This is a genomic window from Pseudomonas sp. LBUM1668 (assembly GCF_059695715.1).
On the sequence record NZ_CP166787.1, the window covers coordinates 4,506,349 to 4,530,995 of the forward strand.

20 protein-coding genes are annotated in these 24,647 nt (G+C 59.7%); 7 read left to right on the top strand and 13 right to left on the bottom strand.

Annotation, left to right across the window (positions count from 1 at the left end; translation table 11 throughout):
• Positions 1-15: 15 nt before the first annotated feature.
• Positions 16-729, bottom strand: a complete 714-nt coding sequence (gene pgl / locus ACA061_RS20360) for a 6-phosphogluconolactonase (protein WP_497299935.1) — start codon at positions 727-729, stop codon at positions 16-18.
• The gene (zwf, locus tag ACA061_RS20365; RefSeq protein ID WP_497299936.1) at positions 716-2,182 is read right to left on the bottom strand and encodes a glucose-6-phosphate dehydrogenase; all 1,467 of its coding nucleotides are present in this window, start codon (positions 2,180-2,182) and stop codon (positions 716-718) included. Before zwf ends, pgl begins: the two co-directional genes overlap by 14 nt.
• A gap of 226 nt (positions 2,183-2,408) precedes the next feature.
• On the opposite strand from zwf, the gene ACA061_RS20370 reads away from it, so the two are divergent.
• On the top strand, positions 2,409-3,269 hold the full coding sequence (locus ACA061_RS20370; RefSeq protein ID WP_171057240.1) for a MurR/RpiR family transcriptional regulator: 861 nt from the start codon (positions 2,409-2,411) through the stop codon (positions 3,267-3,269).
• A gap of 147 nt (positions 3,270-3,416) precedes the next feature.
• Here ACA061_RS20370 and ACA061_RS20375 read toward each other — a convergent pair whose 3' ends face one another.
• The 11 genes from ACA061_RS20375 to edd form a co-directional block, all read right to left on the bottom strand.
• The gene (locus tag ACA061_RS20375) at positions 3,417-4,271 is read right to left on the bottom strand and encodes a D-hexose-6-phosphate mutarotase (RefSeq protein ID WP_497299937.1); all 855 of its coding nucleotides are present in this window, start codon (positions 4,269-4,271) and stop codon (positions 3,417-3,419) included.
• Positions 4,272-4,626: 355 nt separating this feature from the next.
• On the bottom strand, positions 4,627-5,976 hold the full coding sequence (locus ACA061_RS20380; RefSeq protein ID WP_150601619.1) for a carbohydrate porin: 1,350 nt from the start codon (positions 5,974-5,976) through the stop codon (positions 4,627-4,629).
• Between the two features lie 192 nt (positions 5,977-6,168).
• Entirely contained in the window at positions 6,169-7,329 is a 1,161-nt protein-coding gene (locus ACA061_RS20385) for an ABC transporter ATP-binding protein (RefSeq protein ID WP_150601620.1), read from the bottom strand.
• Positions 7,330-7,331: 2 nt separating this feature from the next.
• Entirely contained in the window at positions 7,332-8,177 is an 846-nt protein-coding gene (locus ACA061_RS20390; RefSeq protein WP_150616137.1) for a carbohydrate ABC transporter permease, read from the bottom strand.
• Positions 8,170-9,078: a carbohydrate ABC transporter permease gene (locus ACA061_RS20395; RefSeq protein ID WP_042560606.1), complete on the bottom strand. Its 909-nt coding sequence runs from the start codon at positions 9,076-9,078 to the stop codon at positions 8,170-8,172. The genes ACA061_RS20390 and ACA061_RS20395 overlap by 8 nt, the downstream gene beginning before the upstream one ends.
• A 242-nt stretch (positions 9,079-9,320) precedes the next feature.
• Positions 9,321-10,622 carry an ABC transporter substrate-binding protein gene (locus tag ACA061_RS20400; protein ID WP_210554124.1) on the bottom strand — a complete coding sequence of 434 codons (1,302 nt, stop codon included), beginning with the start codon at positions 10,620-10,622 and terminating at the stop codon, positions 9,321-9,323.
• A gap of 119 nt (positions 10,623-10,741) precedes the next feature.
• A complete protein-coding gene (locus ACA061_RS20405) occupies positions 10,742-12,001 on the bottom strand; it encodes a D-mannose isomerase (protein ID WP_497299938.1) in 1,260 nt (419 codons plus the stop codon).
• Positions 12,002-12,175: 174 nt separating this feature from the next.
• Complete coding sequence (locus tag ACA061_RS20410; protein WP_497299939.1) at positions 12,176-13,645, bottom strand: ATP-binding protein; 1,470 nt, start codon at positions 13,643-13,645, stop codon at positions 12,176-12,178.
• Positions 13,635-14,366 carry a response regulator gene (locus tag ACA061_RS20415; RefSeq protein WP_042560610.1) on the bottom strand — a complete coding sequence of 244 codons (732 nt, stop codon included), beginning with the start codon at positions 14,364-14,366 and terminating at the stop codon, positions 13,635-13,637. Before ACA061_RS20415 ends, ACA061_RS20410 begins: the two co-directional genes overlap by 11 nt.
• Before the next feature lie 166 nt (positions 14,367-14,532).
• Positions 14,533-15,483: a glucokinase gene (locus tag ACA061_RS20420; RefSeq protein ID WP_497299940.1), complete on the bottom strand. Its 951-nt coding sequence runs from the start codon at positions 15,481-15,483 to the stop codon at positions 14,533-14,535.
• Positions 15,480-17,306, bottom strand: coding sequence for a phosphogluconate dehydratase (gene edd, locus ACA061_RS20425; protein ID WP_150601625.1), 1,827 nt, complete (start codon positions 17,304-17,306; stop codon positions 15,480-15,482). Before edd ends, ACA061_RS20420 begins: the two co-directional genes overlap by 4 nt.
• 220 nt (positions 17,307-17,526) lie before the next feature.
• Here edd and gap point away from each other — a divergent pair, with 220 nt between their 5' ends.
• The 6 genes from gap (at position 17,527) to ACA061_RS20455 (ending at position 24,305) form a co-directional block, all read left to right on the top strand.
• A complete protein-coding gene (gene gap / locus ACA061_RS20430) occupies positions 17,527-18,528 on the top strand; it encodes a type I glyceraldehyde-3-phosphate dehydrogenase (protein ID WP_047300149.1) in 1,002 nt (333 codons plus the stop codon).
• A 229-nt stretch (positions 18,529-18,757) separates the two neighbouring features.
• Positions 18,758-19,285: an RNA polymerase sigma factor gene (locus tag ACA061_RS20435; protein ID WP_150601626.1), complete on the top strand. Its 528-nt coding sequence runs from the start codon at positions 18,758-18,760 to the stop codon at positions 19,283-19,285.
• Between the two features lie 101 nt (positions 19,286-19,386).
• Positions 19,387-20,352, top strand: coding sequence for a FecR family protein (locus tag ACA061_RS20440; protein ID WP_497299941.1), 966 nt, complete (start codon positions 19,387-19,389; stop codon positions 20,350-20,352).
• 122 nt (positions 20,353-20,474) lie between these two features.
• The gene (locus ACA061_RS20445; RefSeq protein WP_497299942.1) at positions 20,475-23,033 is read left to right on the top strand and encodes a TonB-dependent receptor; all 2,559 of its coding nucleotides are present in this window, start codon (positions 20,475-20,477) and stop codon (positions 23,031-23,033) included.
• Between the two features lie 112 nt (positions 23,034-23,145).
• Positions 23,146-23,742, top strand: coding sequence for a biliverdin-producing heme oxygenase (locus tag ACA061_RS20450; RefSeq protein ID WP_497299943.1), 597 nt, complete (start codon positions 23,146-23,148; stop codon positions 23,740-23,742).
• A gap of 167 nt (positions 23,743-23,909) precedes the next feature.
• Positions 23,910-24,305 (top strand): YbaN family protein, encoded by a 396-nt coding sequence (locus ACA061_RS20455; protein ID WP_150601630.1) that lies wholly within the window; start codon positions 23,910-23,912, stop codon positions 24,303-24,305.
• Positions 24,306-24,647: the final 342 nt, after the last annotated feature.

Sequence of the window (24,647 nt, forward strand, 5' to 3'; positions counted from 1 at the left end):
CGGCTGTTCCTTGGCTCATGGGCACCAGTAGATCTCTAACGTAGGTTGCAGAAACGCGCGCACCGGCATGGCCGCGACGTCATCGGATGCCAGCGCGGCATTCAGGGTGGTCAGTTTCGACTGACCGGAAATCGACAAAATCTTGTGTTCGGCCGAAGCCAGCAGCGCGCGGCTCATGGTCAGGCGCTGACGCGGCACACTCGGCGCCAACATCGGCCAGCAACGACGCGTGCCGTCGGTTTGCAGCGCTTCGGCCAGGTTCGGGCTATCGGGAAACAGCGACGCGGTGTGGCCGTCATCGCCCATGCCCAACACCAGCACATCGATTGGCGGCAGTTCAGCGAGTAAACGGTCAGCCTGTTCGGCAGCCTGCTCGACATTCGCCGCAGCGCTGTAGAGGCTGAGGAATTGCGCCTTGGCCGCCGGCCCCTTGAGCAGATACTGCTTGAGCAGACCGGCATTGCTGTCGGCATGTTCAACCGGCACCCAGCGCTCGTCGGCGAGGGTCACGACAACCTTCGACCAGTCCAGCTCCTGCTTGGCCAAGTGCTGGAAAAAAGCCACCGGGCTGCGACCGCCGGACACCACCAGCACCGCGTTGCCGCGTGCGGCGATGGCATCGCTCAGTTGCTTGGCCACATTCAGCGCCAGACCTTCAGCCAACAGCACCGGGCTTTTGAATGCGTGGGCATTCACGCCCGCAGGCAGTTTCACATCAGATATCGCCATACCACGACCTCCCGTCCCGCGTGATCAATGCAATGGAGCTCATCGGCCCCCACGACCCGGCCGCGTACGGCTTGGGCGCGTCACCGGATTTTTTCCACCCGGCGATCAGCTGGTCACACCAGTTCCACGCGGCTTCGATTTCATCTTTACGGACAAACAGGTTCTGATTGCCGTTCATCACTTCCAGCAACAACCGCTCGTAGGCATCGGGAATCCGCGCGCTACGCCAGGTGTCGGAGAAATTCAGTTGCAGCGGACCGCTGCGCAATTGCATGCCCTTGTCCAGGCCCTGCTCTTTGGTCATCACGCGCAAGGAAATGCCTTCGTCCGGTTGCAGGCGAATGATCAGTTTGTTGCTGATCTGCAGGCGCTGCTCGGGGGCGAAGATGTAGTGCGACGGTTCCTTGAAGTGGATGACGATCTGCGAGAGTTTCTGCGGCATACGCTTGCCGGTACGCAGGTAAAACGGCACGCCGGCCCAGCGCCAGTTGCGGATGTCGGCACGCAGGGCGACGAAGGTTTCGGTGTCGCTCTGGGTGTTGGAATTCGGTTCTTCGAGGTAGCCCGGTACGGATTTGCCTTCGCTGTGACCGGCAATGTACTGGCCGCGCACGACCTGGGTGGTCAGGCCTTCCGGGCTGATCGGCGCCAGCGCCTTGAGCACTTTGACCTTCTCGTCACGGATGCTGTCGGCGGACAGGTCGGCCGGCGGGTCCATGGCGATCAGGCAGAGCAACTGCAACAGGTGATTCTGGATCATGTCGCGCAGTTGGCCGGCCTTGTCGAAATAGCCCCAGCGGCCTTCGATACCGACCTTCTCAGCCACGGTGATTTCCACGTGGGAGATGTAGTTCTGGTTCCACTGGGTTTCGAACAGGCTGTTGGCGAAACGCAGGGCGATCAGGTTCTGAACGGTTTCTTTGCCTAGGTAGTGGTCGATGCGGTAGGTACGGTTCTCCGGAAAGAACTGCGCCACGGCGTCGTTGACCTTGCGCGAGGATTCCAGATCGGAGCCGATCGGTTTTTCCAGGACCACGCGAGTGTTTTCTGCCAGCCCGACATTCGCCAGGTTCTCGCAGATCGCGCCGTAGACCGCCGCCGGAGTGGCGAAGTAGGCAATCATGCGTTGCGTGCTGCCGGCCATTTCGGCCAGCGCGACGTAATCTTCAGCCTTGAGGAAGTCGACGTGCAGGTAGGTCAGGCGCGCCAGAAAACGTTCGGCGACGGCCTCGTTCAACTCTTTGCCGACGTAGCGGCGCAATTCGGCGGCGATGAACGCCAGATGCTGCTGCTCGCTGCCGTCTTCACGGGCCAGCGCAATAATGCGCGTGTCCTCGTGCAACAAGTCAGCGCCATCGAGGTGGTAAAGGGCAGGAAACAACTTGCGCAGGGCCAGATCGCCAAGAGCGCCGAACAAGGCAAAGGTGCACGGTTCAACCGTAATCGAAGGCATGATGTTTGTTCTTTTATCAAGTTAAGCTACAAATACCTTTTTTCAAGGCATCACTCAAGGGAAAATGTAGTAATAACCACAACATTTTCGCAAAATACAGATTCCGTGTGGTGGTCGGTCGGAGCCATCAGTAGGATAGGCCACCGTTACGGGCGATATCAAAGGCCCAATTTGCATAGCCCGGCGCACCTTTGCGCAGGTGAATTAGGAATTCCATATGGATCGCGTGCGAAATTTACTGGAACAGATCCAGAGTCGCCTTGAAGACCTGAACAAGGCCGAACGCAAAGTCGCCGAAGTGATCCTGCTCAACCCGCAGCAGGCCACCCGCTTCAGCATCGCCGCCCTTGCCCAGGCAGCGTCGGTGAGTGAGCCGACGGTCAACCGTTTCTGCCGTTCGTTCGGCGTCAGCGGCTACCCCGAGCTCAAGCTGCAACTGGCGCAGAGCCTGGCCAGCGGTGCAGCGTACGTCAGCCGGGCGGTCGAGGCCGATGACAATCCCGAAGCGTACACGCAGAAGATTTTCGGCAGCGCCATCGCCTCACTGGACAGCGCTTGTCAGGCGCTTGATCCGAACCTGATCAGCCGTGCCGTCGACCTGTTGATTCAGGCGCGACAGATCCACTTCTTCGGCCTCGGGGCTTCGGCGCCGGTGGCTCTGGATGCGCAGCACAAGTTTTTCCGTTTCAACCTGGCGGTGACAGCGCACGCCGATGTGTTGATGCAGCGAATGATTGCTTCGGTGGCGCACACCGGTGAGCTGTTCGTGATCATCTCTTACACCGGCCGCACCCGTGAACTGGTGGAAGTGGCGCGCATTGCTCGCGAGAACGGTGCTTCGGTGCTGGGCTTGACCGCCGAGAATTCGCCGCTGGCCAAGGCCAGCACCTTGAGCCTGAACATTCCATTGCCGGAAGACACCGACATCTATATGCCGATGACTTCACGGATCATTCAGTTGACCGTGCTGGATGTGTTGGCGACCGGGATGACGCTGCGTCGCGGGGTGGATTTCCAGCCGCATCTGCGCAAGATCAAAGAGAGTTTGAATGCGAGCCGGTATCCGGTTGGGGATGAGTTCAACTGAGGTCTGATGATTCTTTATTGAATGATCCGGCCTCATCGCTGGCAAGCCAGCTCCCACAGTGTCGGTGTCGTACGCAGAATCGATGACCACCACCGAATCTGTGGGAGCTGGCTTGCCAGGGATGGGGCCAGCAGCAACAGTACAAATTCAGGCAGCCGCCCACGCCTGCAAACTCAAATGCGCCTTTTCCCCCGGCGCCAGATGCAGACTATCCGTCCCCCCCGCCGCCGCTTCCACACACACAAACTCCAGCACTTCATCCCAGCTCACGCCCAACAACGGCCGCGAGCCCGGATGCCACACCACTGTGTCTGCACTGTCACCCGTATCGATGCGCAACTCGCGCTGCCAGGCGTGATCCTTGAGCTGTAATTCACCGTCGTGCTGAAACACCCGCTGACAGCCGCCGTCGACCCGCAACTCGCCTTCCTGCTGGCAAGCCTGGCGGTTCAACTGGTCATAACCTTGCGCGCCTTCGAGCCCAGACAGCGCTATCTCACCGACATCGCCAATACGCCAGTAAGCGTGCAAAGCCTGGCTCAACTGGCACGGCATGTCGTCCTGATGCTCGGTGCTCAGGCGTAATTCCATGCGTTCGCCAAGGTGCGCGTGCAGGTCAACCTGCCAGTCGCACAGTTGCAATTGCCAGTGCAGACGCACGCCGTCTTCGCAGCTGCTGCTGTCTAGCAACTTCCAGTCGAGCAGGCGCGCCCAACCATGGGAGGGCCAGGCGTTTTCGCTTGGATGGCGGCCATACCACGGCCAGCACACCGGCACACCACCACGGATCGCACCCACATGCGGCCACTTCGCCGCACACCACAACCACGGCTTTTGCCCGCGCGGCTGAAAATGCAGCAACTGCGCGCCCTGCCGACTGAACACCGCCTGACACAGCGGATGATCGATCACCAACACGTCGCGCATCTGATAGCGCTCCCAGGCGAACACCGGTTGTTCGCGCAAGGATTTGAAGAAGCGTTGTAGCGGATGCTCATGCATTTGCCACGGTCCTGAAAATCATGGGGGTATTTATCAATCCAAAGCCTTGCATAGCACTTTGTGGCGAGGGGATTTATCCCCGTTGGGTCGCGAAGCGGCCCCAGAACCATTCACTGAGGTGTATCAGCCAGAACGCGTTTTCCGGGTTTGCGACTGCTTCGCAGCCGAACGGGGATAAATCCCCTCGCCACAATAAATCCCAGCAAAACATCAAATCTCATCAGCACAAAAAGTCCCAGCACCACATCAAATTTCAACAGTGCAAAAAGTCCGCGACACATCTCGGCAAAAAAAAGCGGACAGCCTTGGCTGTCCGCAAATATGCGCACATAGAGAGGAGCTTATCGCAGACGCGTTAGAACACCGACTGAATTTTCAGGCCGGCGACCAGAGCGTTGTCCACTTCATCAACACCGCCCGGGTGTGTGATGTATTGCAGGTTAGGACGCACGGTCAGCCAGTTGGTGACGTGGAAGCCGTAGTTGATCTCGTAGTTGTATTCGGTTTCACGAATTGGCGAGAACACCGGATTGTCGTAGTCCGAAACACCGTTGGAAACGTTGAGCAGCTCGGCGTTTTTCTTCACGTCATCGTTGACGTGGATACGCGCCGCGCCGATACCGACGTCATCCTTGGGACGCGCGTCGAACGGGCCTTTGTAGACAAACATCACCGACTGATAGTTGTCGATGAAGTTGGTGTCCTTGTCGTGGAACGTGGCATTGGCCGCGATGTTCAGGCCGCGGGTCGCATCACCGTTATGGCTGGTGAGTTGCTGTTGCGCCACGAACCAGTAGCCGCTTTTGCTGCTGTGAGACTTGTAGGCGTCGCCAGTAGTCGCAGCGTCGAAACCATTGATGTCCTCACGAACATCATCAGCATCGGCCGTGCTCTTGTAGTAACCGACGCGGTATTCGCCCGGCAGGCTGTTAACCTTCGGCGACCAGACCAGTTCGACCGGCAAAACGGTGCCTTTGGTGCCGCTGCCGCTGAGTTTGAAGCCGTTGCCGTGCTCCAGTTGCGACGGGTTCTGGTTGTACGCACCGATCTGAGCGTAGAGCTCATCATTGATGTTGTACTTCACACGAATCGCGGCCTGGCTGACGGGCCAGTTGTACCAGATGTTGGTCGCCCAGTTACCCACTTGCGAACCGCAGAACGCCAGGTTCTGGAAGTCGCACGGGAAGGTGTTGAAGTCTTCGCCTTCACCGAAGTAACCGGCCTTGACGTCGAGTTTGTTATCGAAGAACTGGTGCTGAATCCACAACTGGGTCAGACGCACCATGTGGCCACGGCCATAGACTTCCTGCGACGAACTCAAGGTGCCGGCACGCGGATCGCCAACACGGTCGTTGGAGATGTTGTAGCCGTTACGGTTGGTCAGCTGGATCTTGGCCTGAGTGTTGTCCCAGCCCCACAGCTTTTGCAGATCGAGTGCCACGCCCAGACCGAATTGGTCGGCGTAACGCGCAGTCTTGTCGTCGTTGTAGCCACCGTTCAGGTTGCCACCGACTTCCCCAACGTAGTCGGCCTTGATGTCGATACCCTGCTCGATCAGCTTGGTCCGCTCGCCGCCCCAGTCACCGGTCATCCATTTGGAGTCGGAGCTGAAAGCATCCGCCGCCATCGCATTGCCGGCCAGCACCAGTGCTGCCGCAGCTGACACTTGGCAGATCAACCGGGCATTGACGTGTTTCATTTTCATCCCTACATCCTCGTCTTTATTGTTATTAACTGTTTTTATCTAACGCGGTTTACATCGCCGTGAGAGCAGCCCTTGTGGCGAGGGGATTTATCCCCGATGGGTCGCGAAGCGGCCCCAAAAAGCTGGGGGTGCTGCGCACCCCATCGGGGATAAATCCCCTCACCACAAAAGCTCACTCCTACATTTTGATCTTCAGCGGCCCTTGAACTGGGCGACGTTGGCGCTGTGCGCTTCGGTCTTCGGCTGCGCCGCAACGCCCAACCGCTCGCCAGTCTTGGCATCAAACAACAACACTTTCGACGGATCGAATTGCAGCGTCAGGCTCTCGCCCACCTGCGGCGCCACATCCGGTGCCAGACGGCAGCAGACCTTGGTGTCGTTCAGATTGACGAACACCAGCGTGTCCGGACCGGTCGGTTCGGTGACCTGTACTTCAGCGCGAATGCTCGGCAGGCCGTTGCCCTCGCCGTTCGCCAGAACGATCTGTTCCGGGCGCAGGCCGAGGATCACTTCGCGGTCTTCAAGACCGGCGTCCTGCATGCCCATCGGCAATTCGCAACGGGCCTGGCCGCTGTCGAGCAGCGCCAGCAGACGACCGTCCTTGCGTTGCAGACGCAGCGGGATGAAGTTCATCGGCGGCGAACCGATGAAGCTCGCCACGAACAGGTTGGCCGGGTCGTTGTAGATCTCTTTCGGCGTGCCGAACTGCTGAATGATGCCGTCCTTCATCACCGCAACCTTGTCGCCCAGGGTCATCGCTTCGATCTGATCGTGGGTCACGTACACCGTGGTGGTTTTCAGGCGCTGGTGCATCAGTTTCATTTCGGTGCGCATCTCGACGCGCAGCTTGGCGTCGAGGTTGGACAGCGGTTCGTCGAACAGATAGATCTTCGGCCGACGCGCCAACGCACGGCCCATCGCCACACGCTGTTGCTGACCACCGGAGAGCTGGCCCGGCTTGCGGTTGAGCAAGTGTTCGATCTGCAACAGCTTGGCCACGCGAGCGACTTCTTCGTCGATCGCCGACTGCGGCATCTTGCGAATCTTCAAACCGAACTCGATGTTCTCGCGCACGCTCATGGTCGGGTACAAGGCGTAGGACTGGAACACCATGGCGATGTCGCGATCCTTGGGGCTCATGCCGCTGACGTCTTGATCGCCAATCATGATCGCGCCGCCGGTGATGGTTTCCAGCCCGGCGATGCAGTTCATCAGGGTCGACTTGCCGCAGCCCGACGGGCCGACGAGGATCAGGAACTCACCTTCCTTGATCGACAGTTCGATGTTCTTCAGGGTGTCCGGCAGGCCGGGGCCATAAGTCTTGTTTACGTTGCGAAGTTCGAGCGTTGCCATGATTACCCCTTGACCGCGCCGGCCGTCAGCCCGCGCACGAAATACTTGCCTGCGACCACATAGACCAGCAGGGTCGGCAGGCCGGCGATCATCGCCGCTGCCATATCAACGTTGTATTCCTTGGCGCCGGTGCTGGTGTTGACCAGGTTGTTCAGCGCCACCGTGATCGGTTGCGAATCACCGCTGGAGAACACCACACCGAACAGGAAGTCGTTCCAGATCTGGGTGAACTGCCAGATCAGGCAAACCATGATGATCGGCGTCGACATCGGCAGAATGATCCGCCGAAAAATGGTGAAAAACCCTGCACCATCCAGACGTGCGGCTTTCACCAACGCATCAGGGATGCTCACGTAGTAGTTACGGAAAAACAGCGTGGTGAACGCCAGGCCGTAAACCACGTGGATGAACACCAGGCCGGTGGTGGTGCTCGCCAGGCCCATCTTGCCGAGGGTGAACGAGGCCGGCAGCAGCACGGTCTGGAACGGCAGGAAGCAGCCGAACAGCAGCAGGCCGAAGAACAGTTGCGAACCACGGAAGCGCCAGAACGACAGCACATAGCCATTCAACGCGCCGATGGCGGTGGAAATGATCACGGCCGGGACGGTGATCTTGATCGAGTTCCAGAAGTAGCCGTCGACGGTGGCCCAGGCTTTCACCCAGCCGATGCCGGTGACCACGGTCGGCCAGCTCAGCAGGTTGCCGGTGCCGATGTCTTCCGGGGTCTTGAAGCTGGTCAGCAGCATGACCACCAGCGGCACCAGATACAGGAACACCGCGAGGATCAGCACCGCGTAGATCGCGATGCGACTCAGGCTGATGGGGGATTTGGCAGCGAGACTAGTCATTACGCTTGGTCCTCAGCTCGGAGTACAGGTAAGGCACGATGATCGCGAGAATCGCACCGAGCATCAGAATCGCACTGGCCGAGCCCATGCCCATCTGGCCGCGACTGAAGGTGAAGGAGTACATGAACATCGCTGGCAGGTCGGAGGAGTAACCCGGACCACCGGCCGTCATCGCCGCGACCAGGTCGAAGCTCTTGATCGCGATGTGCGCCAGAATCATCACGGCACTGAAGAACACCGGACGCAGGCTTGGCAGCACGACTTTCCAGTAGATGCGCGGCATGCTCGCGCCATCGATCTGCGCGGCACGAATGATCGATTGATCAACTCCGCGCAGGCCGGCGAGGAACATCGCCATGATGAAGCCCGAGGCTTGCCACACAGCGGCGATAACCAGGCAGTAGACCACGCGATCCGGGTCGATCAGCCAGTCGAGACGGAAGCCTTCCCAGCCCCAGTCACGCAACAATTTGTCCAGGCCCATGCCCGGGTTGAGCAGCCATTTCCACGCGGTACCGGTGACGATCATCGAGAGCGCCATCGGGTACAGGTAAATGGTGCGGATAAAGCCTTCACGACGGATACGCTGGTCGAGGAACACCGCCAGCAACACGCCGATCACCAAGGTGATGCCGATGAACATGCCGCCGAACATCGCGAGGTTCTTGCTCGCGACCCACCAGCGATCGTTGTCGAACAACCGCGCGTATTGCGCCAGACCGGCCCACTTGTAGTTGGGCAGGAATGTCGAGGTGGTGAACGACAGGACGAACGTCCACAGGATGTAGCCATAGAAGCCCACCAGCACGATGAACATGCTCGGCGCCAGCACCAGTTTGGGTAGCCAGCGTTGCAATGCATCGAACGGCGAGGCCTTGCTGAACACAGCAACAGAACTCATGGGGAAATCCAGTACTAGAGAAAAGGACTACTTGTTGTGCATTCCCTTCCCATGTGGGAGCGGACTCTTGTGGCGAGGGGATTTATCCCCGATCGGCTGCGAAGCAGTCGCAAAACCATTGCACACGGTGTTTCTGATACCCACCCATTGCAACTTTTTTGGGGCCGCTGCGCGGCCCATCGGGGATAAATCCCCTCACCACAAAAGCCCTTTCCCACAGGAGGGGCGTGCGATGCCAAGGACTATTTGGACGACTTGATCGCCGCGCCGAGTTTCTTGGCGGTGTCGGCCGGGTCGGCTTTCGGGTCGTTGATGTAGTTGGTTACTACGTCAAAGAACGCGCCTTGTACGGCCAGCGTGGTCGCCATGTTGTGCGCCATGCTTGGCTGCAGGCCGCCGGACTTGGAGTCCGCCAGGAAGTCTTTGGCAGCCGTTTGTGCGCAGGAGTCGAAACCGAGTTTCTCCATGTCGTTCAACATGTCGATTCGTACCGGGATCGAGCCTTTGTTGATGCTGAAGACTTTCTGGAAGTTTTCACCCAGCACGACTTTGGCGATGTCCTGCTGACCAGCCGCGGTGCCCGCGTCTTTCTGCTTGAACACGGCCAGCGAGTCGATGTTGTAGGTGAACGCCTTGTCGGTACCCGGGAAAGCTACGCACTGGTAATCCTTGCCGGCGATTTTCTTCGCGGCGGTCCATTCGGACTTGGCCCAGTCACCCATGATCTGCATGCCGGCCTTGCCGTTGATGACCTTGGCCGCTTCCAGGTTCCAGTCCTGGCCTTTGCCGTCGGCGTCCATGTAGGTCGCGACTTTCTTCAGCTCGGTCAGCGCCTTGACCATTTCCGGGCCAGTCAGCGCAGCGTTGTCCAGATCGACCAGGGCTTTCTTGTAGCCATCAACACCCATGACCGAGAGCACAACGGCTTCGAACACGGTGCTGTCCTGCCAAGGTTGACCGCCGTGAGCCAGCGGGATGAAGCCCGCAGCCTTGAGCTTGTCGCCAGCGGCGTAGAATTCTTCGAGGGTGGTCGGGGCTTTTTCGATGCCGGCTTTCTTGAAGACTTCCGGGTTGATCCACAGCCAGTTCACACGGTGAATGTTCACCGGCACGGCCACGTAATCACCGTCGTACTTCACGGTATCGGAGACTTTCTTGTCGAGCAGGCTGTCCCACTTTTCCGACTTGGCAACGTCTTTCAGAACGTCGGTGTCGAGCAGTCCGGTCGACGCCCATTCCTGGATGTCCGGGCCTTTGATCTGGGCAACACCTGGCGGGTTGCCGGCCACTGCACGGCTTTTCAGCACGGTCATGGCAGTCGCACCGCCACCACCGGCGACTGCGCCGTCTTTCCAGGTGAAACCGTCTTTTTCGACTTGGGCCTTGAGCACATCGACGGCAGCTTTTTCGCCACCGGAGGTCCACCAGTGCACGACTTCCACCGAACCTTTGGATTCGGCAGCGGAAACACTGAGAGGCAGAATTGCGAGCGGGAACAGGGAGGCGACAGAAATGACAGTAGCGAGGCGAGAAATCGCATTCATCTGAGATGTACCTTTCTTGTTGTTATGCGTTGCAAGTCTGGTGCTTGCGCTGCACAGGAGTTTAAACAGGGCGATTCCCCTCGCAGGTAACGAAGGGACGCGCGAATGTCACCACATGGTTACACAGGAATGCTCTGGGACAACTGTGCCAGCGCAGTGGCCATGCTCGGCGCCAAGGGTAGGCGCGGAATCAGCACCGCTTGCCAGGCGTGATACAGATCGGGTTTGCCCGGCCAGATATCGGCACTTGGAGTGTTTTGCGGATTGAGCTCGTGATGCCAGCTGCCATCGCAACGGTCGATGAAATTCACGTCGCAAAAATCCCAGAACAGTCGGTACCAGGTTTCGTATTGCTCATCGCCGGTGCGCTTGAGCAAAGCGCTGGCTGCAGCGCTGGCTTCGGCATGCGTCCAGTGCAAGCGATGGCGGACCACGGCTTTGTTGTTCCAGTCGAGGGTGTAGACGATGCCCGGCGCGCCATCGACATCCCAACCGTAACGGCAGTTTTGCTCGAAGAGTTTCTGCGCGTCGGTAGCGAGCCAACCGGGGGTGAGCATGCCGGCCTGCACCCGCGCCGCTTCGAGGTGCAGCAACAGCCGCGCCCACTCGAAACCGTGGCCCGGCGTGGTGCCGTAAGGACGGAAGCCGTCGGCGGGATTGTCATGGTTGTACTCGCGCAGCGGTTGCCAGTCGCGGTCGAAGTGCTCAATGACCAGATAATCGTTGGCGGCTGCGTGGCCGTGAATCACTCGCTCGACGATGCGCTGGGCGCGCACCAGCCAGCGTGGGTCTTCGGTGACATCAGCGAGGGCGAGAAACGCTTCGGTCGCGTGCATGTTGCTGTTGGCGCCGCGATAGGCTTCCTCTTCGCTCCAGTCGCGATTGAAGAATTCGCGCATGGCGCCCTCTTCTTCGCTCCAGAAATACGTGTCGATAATGTCGATCGCATCATCGAGCAGCGCCTGCGCGCCGGGACGTTGCGCGACCACCGCCGAGCTCGCCGCCAGTGCAACGAAGGCGTGCAAGTAAGCGTTCTTGCCCGTGTTGTCATCGCGATGCTCGGCCACCGCAAACCAGCCGCCGTGCAGCGCATCACGCAACGGCCCGCGCAGGGCGGCAATGCCGTGATCGACCAGTTCGGCAAACCCCGGTAAACCCTGAATGAGGGCCATGGCGAAGCTGTGGGTCATGCGCGCGGTGTTCATGGTTTCGGCTCGTGCGTTCGCCGGCAAACGGCCGCGTTCGTCGAGGTTGCCGAAGCCTTCAGGCAGTCGTGATGCCTTGGCGAAATCCAGCAGACGCAGGCCTTCGGCGGCTAGCCATTGCTGGTGCGCGGGGGCATTGAGCCAGCTGCTGAAGCCGGGGTCGAAGTGATCCATGGGGGGCCTTTTTTGTTGTTATGACTGCGGGGAGTCTAAACAACGGGCCGGGGTGGGCTTGTAACGAAGGGGACGGGTTTTGTCACTGATCCGTGACATGAAAAAGATCGCAGCCTTCGGCAGCTCCTACAGGGATCGGTGTAGGAGCTGCCGAAGGCTGCGATCTTTTGATCTTCAATCCACCGACCGCGGCAACTGCAACGTCACCCGCAACCCGCCCTCACGCAGATTCTGCAACGTCACCTCGCCGCCATGGCTATGAGCGATATTGCGCGCAATCCCCAATCCAAGCCCATACCCCTGCTGCTGCCCCGCCAACCTGAAGTGCGGCTCAAACACCTGCTCCAGCCGCTGCTCCGGTACGCCCGGCCCTTCATCATCGACGTGCAGGACGAATGCACTCTCATCGTCATCAATGTGCAGATGGGCGTTCTGCCCATACTTCAACGCATTGTCGATCAGGTTGCCGATGCAGCGCTTCAAAGCCAAAGGTTTGCCCGAATACGCCGCCAGCGCCCGCCCATGCTGGGTCACGCGACCATTGCCGTTAGGCGCCAGATACGGCTCCACCAGACAATCGAGCACATGATTGAGATCGACCGGTTCGATGTTTTCGTGGATGTCAGTGTCTTTCACGCATTGCAAAGCGCCTTTGACCAGCAGCTCCAACTCATCCAGATCACGACCAAACTTGATTTGCAGCTGTTCGTCTTCGAGCAGTTCGACACGCAAACGCAGACGGGTGATCGGCGTGCGCAAGTCGTGGGAAATCGCGCTGAACAACTGGCTGCGTTCGGTCAGGTAACGGCTGATGCGCTCGCGCATGGTGTTGAACGCGCGGCCGACCTCGACCACTTCACTGCCGCCGCCCTCCGCCACCGGTTCGACGTCGGCGCCCAGCGACAGATCCCGCGCGGCCCGGGCCAGGCGCTTGAGCGGCCGGCTCTGCCAGTGCACCAGCACACCGATGAACAGCAGCAGAAAGCCGCTGGTGAGGACGATGAACCACACTTGCTGCGACGGCAGGCCTTGCTCTTCAAGGCTGGTGTAGGGCTCGGGCAACAGCGAGGCGATGTACAGCCATTCGCCCGGCGCCATCTGAATCTGCGTGACCAGCACTGGCGGATTCACCGGCTCAAGGGTCAGGGCGTAGTGCGCCCAGGAGCGCGGCAATTCATCGAGTTTCAGCCCGGCGTTGAAGATGCGCAGATCCTCGGGACTGACGAAAGACACCGAGATGTCGGTGTCGTGACCGAGGGACTGACGCAGCACTTCGTCGACCGCTTTCATCACCGCAGCTTTACGCGGCGTGACCGGTAACACGTCCATACCCAGCGGTTTGTCGTTGAGTGTTACGACAAACCGCGTGCCGCCCATGCTGCGCAATTGATCAAGCACAAGCGGCCGATAGGCCACCGGCAACGAACGAAAATAACTGACGCTGGCGGTCATCGAGTGGGCAAGGCTGCGGCCGCTGGTGACCAGGCCTTCGAGCTGGGTGGCGCGCAATTGCGAAACCCAGATCACACTCGACAAGGTCTGCGCAAACAGCACCGCGAGCAAGGTAAGCAGCAACATCCGCCCCAGCAGCGAACGCGGCACCGGCACCTTGGCGGCGAGCTTGCGCAGCGACTCAGTGACCATTGCCGGCAACCACGTTGGCTGCCAGTTGATAGCCGCTGCCGCGTACGGTGCGAATCAGCCGTGGCGGCTTTTCCGTGTCACGCAGACGTTGGCGCAAGCGGCTGACGGCCATGTCGACGATGCGATCAAGCGGCATCAAGTCGCGGCCACGGGTGGCGTTGCCGATGGTGTCGCGGTCGAGAATTTCCTGCGGGTGATCGAGGAACAGTTTCAGCAGAGCGAAATCGGCACCGGACAGAATCACTTCTTCGCCGTCGGTGTGAAACAGCCGATGACTGACCATGTCCAGCCGCCAATCGTCAAACGCCAGCACCTCACTGCCGCTGCGTTCCTGGCCGAATTGTGCACGGCGCAGCAACGCTTTGATGCGCGCCTGCAGTTCGCGGGGGCTGAAGGGTTTGCCGAGGTAATCGTCGGCGCCGAGCTCCAGACCGATGACCCGGTCGGCCTCGTCGGAACTGGCGGTGAGCATGATGATCGGCACCTGCGCCTGACGCGGATGCTGACGCACCCAGCGGCACAGACTGAAACCGTCCTCGTCGGGCAGCATGACATCGAGGATCACCAGATCGCTCGGTGCCTCGTTGAGGGCCTGACGGAAACTGGCGCCATCGGCTGTGGCCCGTACCTGAAACCCGGCGCGGGTCAGATAGGTTTCCAGCAACTCGCGTATTTCCTGGTCGTCATCGACCAACAATATCGACTTGTTGACTGAGCTCACTTCGAAGGCATCCTTGTTGTTGGAATTGGGGCGGATTATGCCTGATGAACCTTGGAAATTTGTTGTCTGTTCTGACGCCATCGCTGGCAAGCCAGCTCCCACAAAGATCTGTGTCGTTCACAAAACCTGTGGGAGCTGGCTTGCCAGCGATGAGAGCAACTCGGTATCAAGCCTGTTCGAGGGCCACGCCGGCGCCAACCAGCCCGGAATACGGTGCCGTCACCAGCCACACCGGAATGCCTTTGAAGTAATCGCTCATGCAGCCCTTGTCGGCAAAACTGCGGGCAAAACCACTTTCAAGGAAGAAGTCGGCAAAGCGCGGAATCACCCCACCGACGATAAACACCCCACCCCGGGCGCCAGTGGTCAGCACGTTGTTACCCGCCACGCGGCCGAGCCAGCAGCAGAACTGCTCCAGCACTTCCAGGGCAATCGGATCGCCTGCAAGGCCTGCGGCAGTAATGGCTTCTGGCGTTTCGAGCGTCGGCTCATGGCCATCCACCGCACAAATCGCCCGATAGACACGCGGCAAACCACCACCACTCAGCGCAGTTTCGGCGCTGACATGGCCGATCTCGTTGTGGATGTGCTGCCAGAGCTGTGTTTCACGCGGGCTGCTCAGCGGCAGATCAACGTGACCACCTTCGCCCGGAAGCGCTGCAAATCGGCCCTCGCCCAGATCGAGCAAAGTGCCGACGCCAAGGCCAGTGCCCGGACCAATCACCACTGCCGGACGCAACGGCTCTGGCGTGCCTTCGCACACCACCCGAAACTCGCCCGGCTGCAAACGGGTCATGCCCAGCGCCATCGCCGAGAAGTCGTTGACCAGCAACAACTGCTCGACCTGCAAAATGTTGCAGAACGCTTTGCGGCTCAGCCGCCAGTGGTTGTTGGTGAACTTGAATTCATCGCCACTCACCGGGCCGGCCACCGACAGGCACACCGAACCGATAGCGCCCGGCGCCAGACCGAGCCCGCTCAGGTAGAGGCTGATGGCCTCTTCCGGGCTGGCATGGTCCGCCGTGGCCAACACTTGAATCGATTCCAGTTGCTGGTTTTTCCACAACGCGAACCGTGCGTTGGTGCCTCCGATGTCACCGACCAAAGCCAGTTTCAATTAAGCGTCTCCAGGGCAGAAGTGAAGGCGCTGGCGCCCTGCTCCGCCGAGCTGAAGGCCACGCGCATGAAACCGAACAGTTCGCGACCGCTGCCAATGTTGTTGCCCAACAGGCCTTTGGCGGGTTCGCGCGCTGCAAATTCGTCGGCGTCCACTTTAAGTTCCAAAGTGCCTTTGACGCCATCGACGCGGATGATATCGCCCTCTTGCACACGAGCCAAAGCACCACCGACATAAGCTTCCGGACTGACGTGGATTGCCGCCGGGATTTTCCCCGAGGCGCCGGACATGCGCCCGTCCGTCACCAACGCTACTTTGAAGCCGCGATCCTGCAGCACGCCGAGGAACGGCGTCATCTTGTGCAACTCGGGCATGCCGTTGGAGCGCGGGCCCTGGAAGCGCATCACGGCGACGAAATCCTTCTCAAGCAAACCGGCTTTGAACGCGTCGGCCAGATCCTGTTGATCCTGGAACACCATGGCCGGCGCTTCGACAATCTGGTTTTCCAGCGCCACCGCAGACACCTTCATCACACCGCGACCGAGGTTGCCCTCCATCACCCGCAGACCACCCTCCGGCGAGAACGCGCGTGCCACCGGTCGCAAAATGTTTTCGTCGAGGCTGTCGACCGGGCCTTCGCGCCATACCAGTTCGCCGTTATCGAGGAACGGCTCTTTGGTGTACTTGCTCAAGCCGTGGCCGAGCACGGTGTTGACGTCTTCGTGCAGCAGGCCGGCACCGAGCAGTTCGCGGATCAGGAACGACATGCCGCCCGCTGCCTGGAAGTGGTTGATGTCGGCTTTGCCGTTCGGGTAAACGTGGCTCAGGGTCGGGACGACTTCGGAGAGGTCGGCCATGTCCTGCCAGGTCAGTTGAATGCCCGCTGCCATGGCGATGGCCGGCATGTGCAGGGTGTGGTTGGTCGAGCCGCCAGTGGCGTGCAGCGCGACAATCGAGTTGACCAGCGACTTCTCGTCGACGATTTCGCCGATCGGCATGAAGTTGCCGTTCTGCTTGGTCAGGCGCGTGACTTGATGCGCCGCTTCGCGGGTCAGTGCATCACGCAGCGGCGTGTTCGGGTTGACGAAAGAGGCGCCCGGCAAGTGCAGGCCCATGACTTCCATCAGCAACTGGTTGGTGTTGGCGGTGCCGTAGAACGTGCAGGTGCCCGGGCTGTGGTAGGACTTCATCTCCGATTCCAGCAGCTCTTCGCGGGTCGCTTTGCCTTCGGCGTACTTCTGGCGAACGTCGGCTTTTTCCTTGTTGGAAATGCCCGAGACCATCGGCCCGCCCGGTACAAAGATTGTCGGCAGATGACCGAAACGCAGCGAGCCCATCATCAGACCTGGCACGATCTTGTCGCAGATGCCGAGCATCAGCGCGCCGTCGAACATGTTGTGGGACAACGCCACCGCCGTCGACATCGCGATCACTTCGCGGCTCGGCAGGCTCAGTTCCATGCCCGGTTCGCCTTGGGTCACGCCATCACACATCGCCGGAGTGCCGCCAGCGAACTGGCCGACCGAACCGATTTCACGCAAGGCGTTTTTGATTTGTTCAGGGAAGACTTCGTACGGCTGATGCGCCGAGAGCATGTCGTTATATGAAGAAACAATGGCGATGTTCGCCGAGTTCATCATCCGCAGGCTGTGCTTGTCTTCAGTGCCGCACCCGGCCACGCCGTGAGCGAAGTTGGCGCATTGCAGCTTGCCGCGCATCGGGCCGTCAGTTGCAGCGCCGCGAATCAGCGCAAGGTAAGCCTGACGCGTGGCGCGGCTGCGGGCGATAAGCCGTTCGGTGACCTCAAGGACGCGGGGATGCATGTTTAGAACTCCAGGCTAACGGATATGGCGACCTGATTGTCTATGCTGACCAAGGGCCCGCGCATTCGGGATGACGGACGGTTTTCTTGATCATTCGGACCAGTTGATTCAGGTCACTCGTTGTAGATAAAACAAAATATTGCCACTAAAAAGGCTTGTTTTCTATTTTTATGCGAATAATCTTGTAATTCCAACAACAAAACGACGGCGGCGCTGTTCCATGACTCTTCGAATTGCAATCAATGGTTTTGGCCGCATTGGCCGTAATGTCCTGCGCGCACTGTATACCCAAGGCTATCGACAGGATCTGCAGATTGTCGCCATCAACGACCTGGGCGACAGCTCGATCAACGCGCATCTGCTCAAATACGACACCGTTCATGGCACGTTCGACGCCGAAGTGGCGCACGATAACGAAAGCCTGACCGTCAACGGCGACCGCATTGCGGTGAGCGCCATTCGCAACCCGGCCGAGCTGCCATGGGCTGCGGAAAAAATCGATGTAGTCTTCGAATGCACCGGTCTGTTTACCGACCGTGCCAAAGCCGCTGCGCATATTACTGCCGGCGCGCGCAAAGTGATCATCTCCGCCCCGGCCAAAGGTGCCGATGCCACCGTCGTTTACGGTGTGAACCACGACATTCTGCGCCAGTCGCACCAGATCATCTCCAACGCTTCGTGCACCACCAACTGCCTGGCGCCGGTCGCGCAAGTGCTGCACCGTGAGCTGGGCATCGAAAGCGGTTTGATGACCACGATCCACGCGTACACCAACGATCAGAACCTGACCGACGTCTACCACACCGACCCGTACCGCGCGCGTTCGGCCACGCAGAACATGATCCCGAGCAAGACCGGCGCCGCTGAAGCAGTGGGCCTGGTGCTGCCGGAACTGGCGGGCAAACTGACCGGCATGGCCGTGCGGGTGCCGGTGATCAATGTGTCGCTGGTGGATCTGACCGTACAACTGAAGAAAGAAGCCACGGCCGAGGAAGTCAACGCACTGCTCAAGGCTGCCAGCCAACATTCGAAAATTTTGGGTTACAACACGTTGCCGCTGGTTTCCAGCGACTTCAACCACAACCCGCTGTCGTCGATCTTCGACGCCAACCACACCAAATCCAGCGGCAAACTGCTGAAAGTACTGGCCTGGTACGACAACGAGTGGGGCTTCTCCAACCGCATGCTGGATAACTGCCTGGCATTGTGTAACGCCGAGTAAGCTTTCATTACAGCTTCCGGTAGTTGACTGACTCTCCCTGTAGGAACTGCCGAAGGCTGCGATCTGTTGATCTTGTTATAAAAACAACATCAAAAGATCGCAGCCTACGGCAGCTCCTACAGTTATCTCGGTGCAATCCAGACCTTTACCGATCTCTGACAAATCAATGCTTGACCATTCAGCTAGATGACAATCATTATCATTCGCTTGAAATGGATCAGGTCCTCCCGTGAGTCAATCGCGCTTCAACCACGTCTTCCTCACCCAGCGCATTTCGCTGCTGCGTACGCTGGAACGGATGGTCAACAATCACAGCACCGCTGAAGACCTGCTGCAGGAGACCTATCTGCGCGTGGCGCGGGCGCTGAACGAGCGGGCCATCGATCACCTCGAACCCTTTGTCTTCCAGACCGCGCGCAACCTGGCGCTCGATCATCTGCGTGCGCGCAAGATTCATTCGCGGACCATGGTCGATGACGTGCCGCAGGAAATCGTGCACAGCATCGCCGCCCCTGCCAGCAGCGCCGAAGACGCCGCCCACGCCGAACAGATGCTGGAGCGCTTGAACGTGAGTCTCAGTCAACTCAGCCCGCGCCAGCAGCAGATCTTCATCCTCAGCCGCCTGCACGGGCACAGTTATCAGGAAATCGCCGAAGAACTGAGCGTGTCCCTCAGCACCGTGCAAAAAGAACTCAAACTGATCATGAGCATTTGCATCGGCGTCGCCGAACGACACGACAGCAGCGGCAAGCTGTAAGCTTCACGCTCCAAGTAAAAACGAAAAGCAGTACACGCATCTGGCTTGCAGCTTGCAGCTTGAAGCTTGAAACTGCTTCGCCAGAAGCCCGAGGAAACACCGTGACGGACACCCATCGCTCGCCTTCGCCCGAGTCGGCGCAGGACGCTGCAAGTGCAATGGACCAGGCCCTGGACTGGCTCATCGTGCTCGGCAGTCCGGACGAGGAGCAGACCCGGCAGTTCCATGCCTGGCTGGCAGCGGATCCATTGAATGCCGAGGCGTTCGCCAAGGCTCAGGCAATCTGGGACGGTCCGCAAATTGCCCAGTGCGCGCAAAACCTGGCTTCAAAACCCGCGAAAGTCACCTTCCTCCAACGGCTGCGTCCACACTGGAAACCGCTGGCCACCGCCGCCGTGCTGGTGCTTGGTCTGTTCAGTTTCAGCAATCTGCCGATGCGTTTGCAGGCCGATCATCTGACCGTGGTCGGCGAACGTCAGCGCCTGCAACTGGAGGACGGTTCGCAAGTCCTGCTCAACACCAACTCGGCGTTCTCCAGCACCATCGATGATCAGCAGCGCGTCGCGCGGTTGTATCAGGGCGAAGCGTTTTTCGAGGTCGCGGCCAATCGCAATCAACCGCTGGAAATTGACGCCGGCCCGGTCAAGGCCAGCGTGCGCGACACCGCGTTCGCCGTGCGCTATCTGGACGGAGTCGCGCAGGTCAATGTGCAGCGTGGCGATGTCGATTTGCGCGCCACCCACAACGATGCGCGGGTGCGCCTGTCTGCCGGGGAAAGTATCCGCATCGGCCCCAACGGTTTCGATCGCCCTGCCAGACTCGACGCGGCCACCGAGCTGGCGTGGGTGCAAGGCCGACTGGTGTTCGAGAACTGCCCGCTGAATCAGGTACTGGCCGAGTTGCGCCGTTACTATCCGGGCTGGATCATCAACAACAACGAGCAGTTGGCCGGCGTTGCCGTGACCGGCAATTACCGCCTCGATCAGCCGCTCGACGTGGTGCGTTCTCTCGCACACATCACCTCGGCGCGCCTGCAGGAGTTCCCGGCGCTGGTCATCCTGAACTAAATGAGAATTATTTTTACTCGATAGCGTGAGCGCGTTCGTCTAGTTATAGCCAATGCAATTGATTCGCATCCTCGGATACGCGTCAGCAACTATAAAGATTCGTGCGACACGGAGCGCTATCGATGTCCCTTCGCCTTACCCGCCAGACCTCTTCCCCTTCCCGCGTATTGTCGCTGCTGACCGCGGCCATCCTCATGGCCGGCACCGCGCCACTGATGGCTGCGACCGAGCAACCGGCGCGCAACATGGGTGATTACTCTTTCTCTATCAGTCAGCAGCCGCTGGTGTCGGCGCTCAACGCGTTCACCTCCGTGACCGGTTGGCAGATCGGCCTGCCGGCAGAACTGGGTCAGGGCATCTCGTCGCCGGGCGTGCGCGGCTCGCTGCCACCGGAAAAAGCCCTGGAGCGCCTGTTGGTGGGGACCAACCTGAGCTTCCGCAAGCTGAGCAACAACAACGTCGTGCTGGAGAAGCGCAGCAGCAGCAGCGCACTGAATCTGGATCAGGTGACCATCAGCGCCACCCGCCAGGAACAGTCGGTGAACAGCGTGCCAAGCACCGTTACCGTGCAAACACGTGAAGAACTCGATCGCAACAACGTCAACTCCATCAAGGATCTGGTGCGCTATGAGCCGGGCGTGTCGGTCGGCGGCGCCGGTCAGCGCGCCGGGCTGACTGGCTACAACATCCGGGGTATCGATGGCGACCGCGTCCTGACGCAGATCGACGGCGTGCAAGTGCCGGACAGCTTCTTCAATGGCCCCTACGCCCAGACCAATCGCAATTACGTCGACCCGGAAATCGTCAAACGCGTGGAAATTCTCCGCGGCCCGGCATCAGTGCTCTACGGCAGCAACGCCATCGGCGGCGCCGTCAGCTACTACACCCTCGACCCGGACGACATCATCAAACCTGGCAAGGACGTCGGCGCGCGGTTGAAAACCGGTTACAGCTCCGCTGACGACAGCTGGCTGACCTCCGGCACCGTCGCTGGCCGCAGTGGCGATTTTGACGGTTTGCTGCATCTGAGCCAGCGCAATGGCCATGAAACCGAATCCTACGGGGAAACCGGTGGCACCGGCCTGAACCGCACCGAGGCCAATCCCGAAGATGTACGCACCACCAACGTTCTGGCCAAACTGGGCTGGAATTACGCCGACGATGCGCGCTTCGGGCTGACCTACGAACATTACAAGGACGACCGCGACACTAACCAGTTGAGCGCTGTCGGCGGGCCGTTCAACGCTGGACGGGGTTTCGGTTTCTACAAATCCCGCACGGGCAACGATACCGTCACGCGCGAGCGTTTTGGCCTGGAACACAGCTTTGGTCTCGACAGCGCGCTGGCTGACAACATCAAGTGGTCGCTCAATTACCAGATCGCGAAAACCGACCAGAGCACCGAAGAAATCTACGCACCTTCGCGCACTGTATTGCGCGAACGCGAGACCACCTACAAAGATCGCCAATGGGTGTTCGATGCCCAGGCTGACAAGTCCTTCGCCATTGCTGACACCGACCACGTTGTCACCTACGGCACCACGATCAAACAGGACAAAGTCACCGGTCTGCGCACCGGCAGCGGCACTTGCCTGACCGTGGCCGGCGCCTGCCGTGTGATCGGCGCGCCAAGCGCTGCCGATACCCTGACACCGGCCAGCGACTTCCCCGATCCGACCATCAACAGCTACAGCCTGTTTGCCCAGGATCAGATCAGTTGGGGCAACTGGACTTTCCTGCCGGGGGCACGTTACGACTACACCCAGCTCAAGCCACACATCACCGACGAATTCCTGGTCACTGCCGACCAGAGCGGCAACGGCGTGGTCAGCGACAAGACCAAAACCTGGCATCGTCTGTCGCCCAAGTTCGGCACCACTTACAGCTTCAACGACAACTACACCTGGTACGGCCAGTACGCTGAAGGGTTCCGCACGCCGACCGCGAAAGCCCTTTATGGCCGTTTTGAAAACCTCGCCGGCGGCTATCAGGTCGCGCCGAATCCCGATCTCGACCCGGAAAAGAGCAAGAGCTATGAAACCGGCCTGCGCGGTCAGTTCGAGGCAGGCACGTTCGACGTGGCGGTGTTCTACAACAAGTACCGTGATTTCATCGACGAAAACGCCATCACCCCCGGTTACTCGGAGACCACTTTCCAGAGCAATAACATCAAGCACGCGACCATCAAGGGAGTGGAGCTCAAGGGTCGTCTGAACCTTGATGCATTCGGCGCGCCGACCGGCCTCTACACCCAAGGCTCGATGGCCTATCTCTACGGTCGCAATGATGACAGCGGGCAACCGCTGAACAGCGTCAATCCGCTGACCGGCGTGTTCGGCCTCGGTTACGACCAGGACAACTACGGTGCCCTGCTGAGCTGGACGCTGGTCAAGCGCAAGGACCGCGTCGACAGCAGCAGTTTCAACACGCCGGACGGCACCAGTTCCCAGTTCAAGACGCCGGGGTATGGCGTGCTGGACCTGGCGGGCTTCTACAAGGTTACCGACGACGTGACCCTGAACGCCGGCCTCTACAACCTGACCGACAAGAAATACTGGCAGTGGGATGACGTGCGCGGCTACGACAGCGTCGGCGAAGCCTCGGTGACGCAACCGGCCAACCTTGATCGCCTGACCCAACCGGGTCGTAACTTCGCAATCAATCTGGTGTGGGACATCTGACCCCGCCGGCCTCGCTGCGCGTGTAAACGCAACGCGCAGCGAGGCTTTTTTTACTGTCCGGCGCTTGCCCGTTCGTCTTGTTATCAAGCGCCTCATTTATCAAGGACACGTCATGACCTCTTCGGAAAAAGCCCTGCGTTCACAACGCCTGAACCAGATCACCCACGAGCCGCACAGCAAACTCGACACCTTGGTCAAAGCCCATGCGCCGTTTGAAACCCGCGCCAACTTCGCCCGTTTCGTGGTCGCGCAATACCTGTTCCAGTCGGAACTGGTTGAGCTGTACAACGATGCCGAACTGACTGCGATCGTGCCTGACCTGCCGGCTCGCTGCCGCGCTGATGCAGCCAAGGCTGATCTGGCCGATCTCGACACCGAAGTGCCGGCACCGGTGGCCGGCGCGGTGAAAAACCCGAGCAAGGCCCGAGCGCTCGGTTGGATCTTCGTTTCTGAAGGTTCGAAGCTTGGTGCGGCATTCCTGATCAAACGCGCCGTGGCGCTGGAGCTGAGTGAAACCTTTGGTGCCCGCCATTTGGGCGAACCTGAAGGTGGCCGCGCCGAAGGCTGGAAGCGCTTCGTCAAAACCCTCGACACGTTGCAATTCAGCGCCGAGGAAGAAGCCGAAGTGGAGCAAGGCGCGATTGACGCGTTCAACCGCTTCACCGTGCTGCTGGAACAGGCTTACGCGACAGAAGCCGAAATGGCCTGATACCCGATACACCACAAAACCCTGTGGGAGCTGGCTTGCCAGCGATGAGGGCTGATCAGTCTCCATTTATGTTGCCTGACCCACCGCTATCGCTGGCAAGCCAGCTCCCACAGGGAACAACGCAAGTCTGTAAGATCCCCATCTCGCCTCACAGCAATCCCGAGCCCATGCCGCAACCAGCCTCCTCCAAACTCGCCCGTCTGCTGTTCGGTCTGCTGGCCTACGTCAGCCTCGGCATCGGCCTGATCGCCATTGTCGTACCCGGATTGCCGACCACCGAGTTCATCCTCCTCGCCGCCTGGGCCGCCACCCGCAGTTCACCGCGCCTGAGTGCCTGGCTGGAAAATCATCGGCTGTTCGGGCCGATCCTGAGTAACTGGCGCAACGGCAAGATCATCGCGCGCAAGGCCAAAGTCAGCGCCACGCTGAGCATGTTGCTGTGTGCGACGTTGATGCTGGTGATGCTCGATCACGGCTGGCCGATTTATTTGGCGATGGCCGGGATGGGCATGGGCAATCTATGGATCTGGTCGCGACCGGAAACTATCGCCACCCCTTCCTGACTGCCCACATCCCCCTGGTCAAAGGAGCTTCTGTGGTGAGGGGATTTATCCCCGATTGGCTGCGCAGCAGCCACAAATCAGACCTCGCGTAGTGTCAGCCAAAACGGGTTCTCAAGTTTTGGGTCTGCTGCGCAAACCATCGGGGATAAATCCCCTCGCCACAAAAGCATCCACCTGCATCCAGCCTCCCGCAACATCCCTGAAACATCCCTGTAATTAGTCCCCTTTTCAGGACATTCCCCTGCGCAAACGTTTAGCGCTGACCGTCCGTCGGCAAACACCTCATGCGCTCTCGTTCCACGCCGATGAGCATTGAATGGCGCTGAATGGATTTGGCGATTC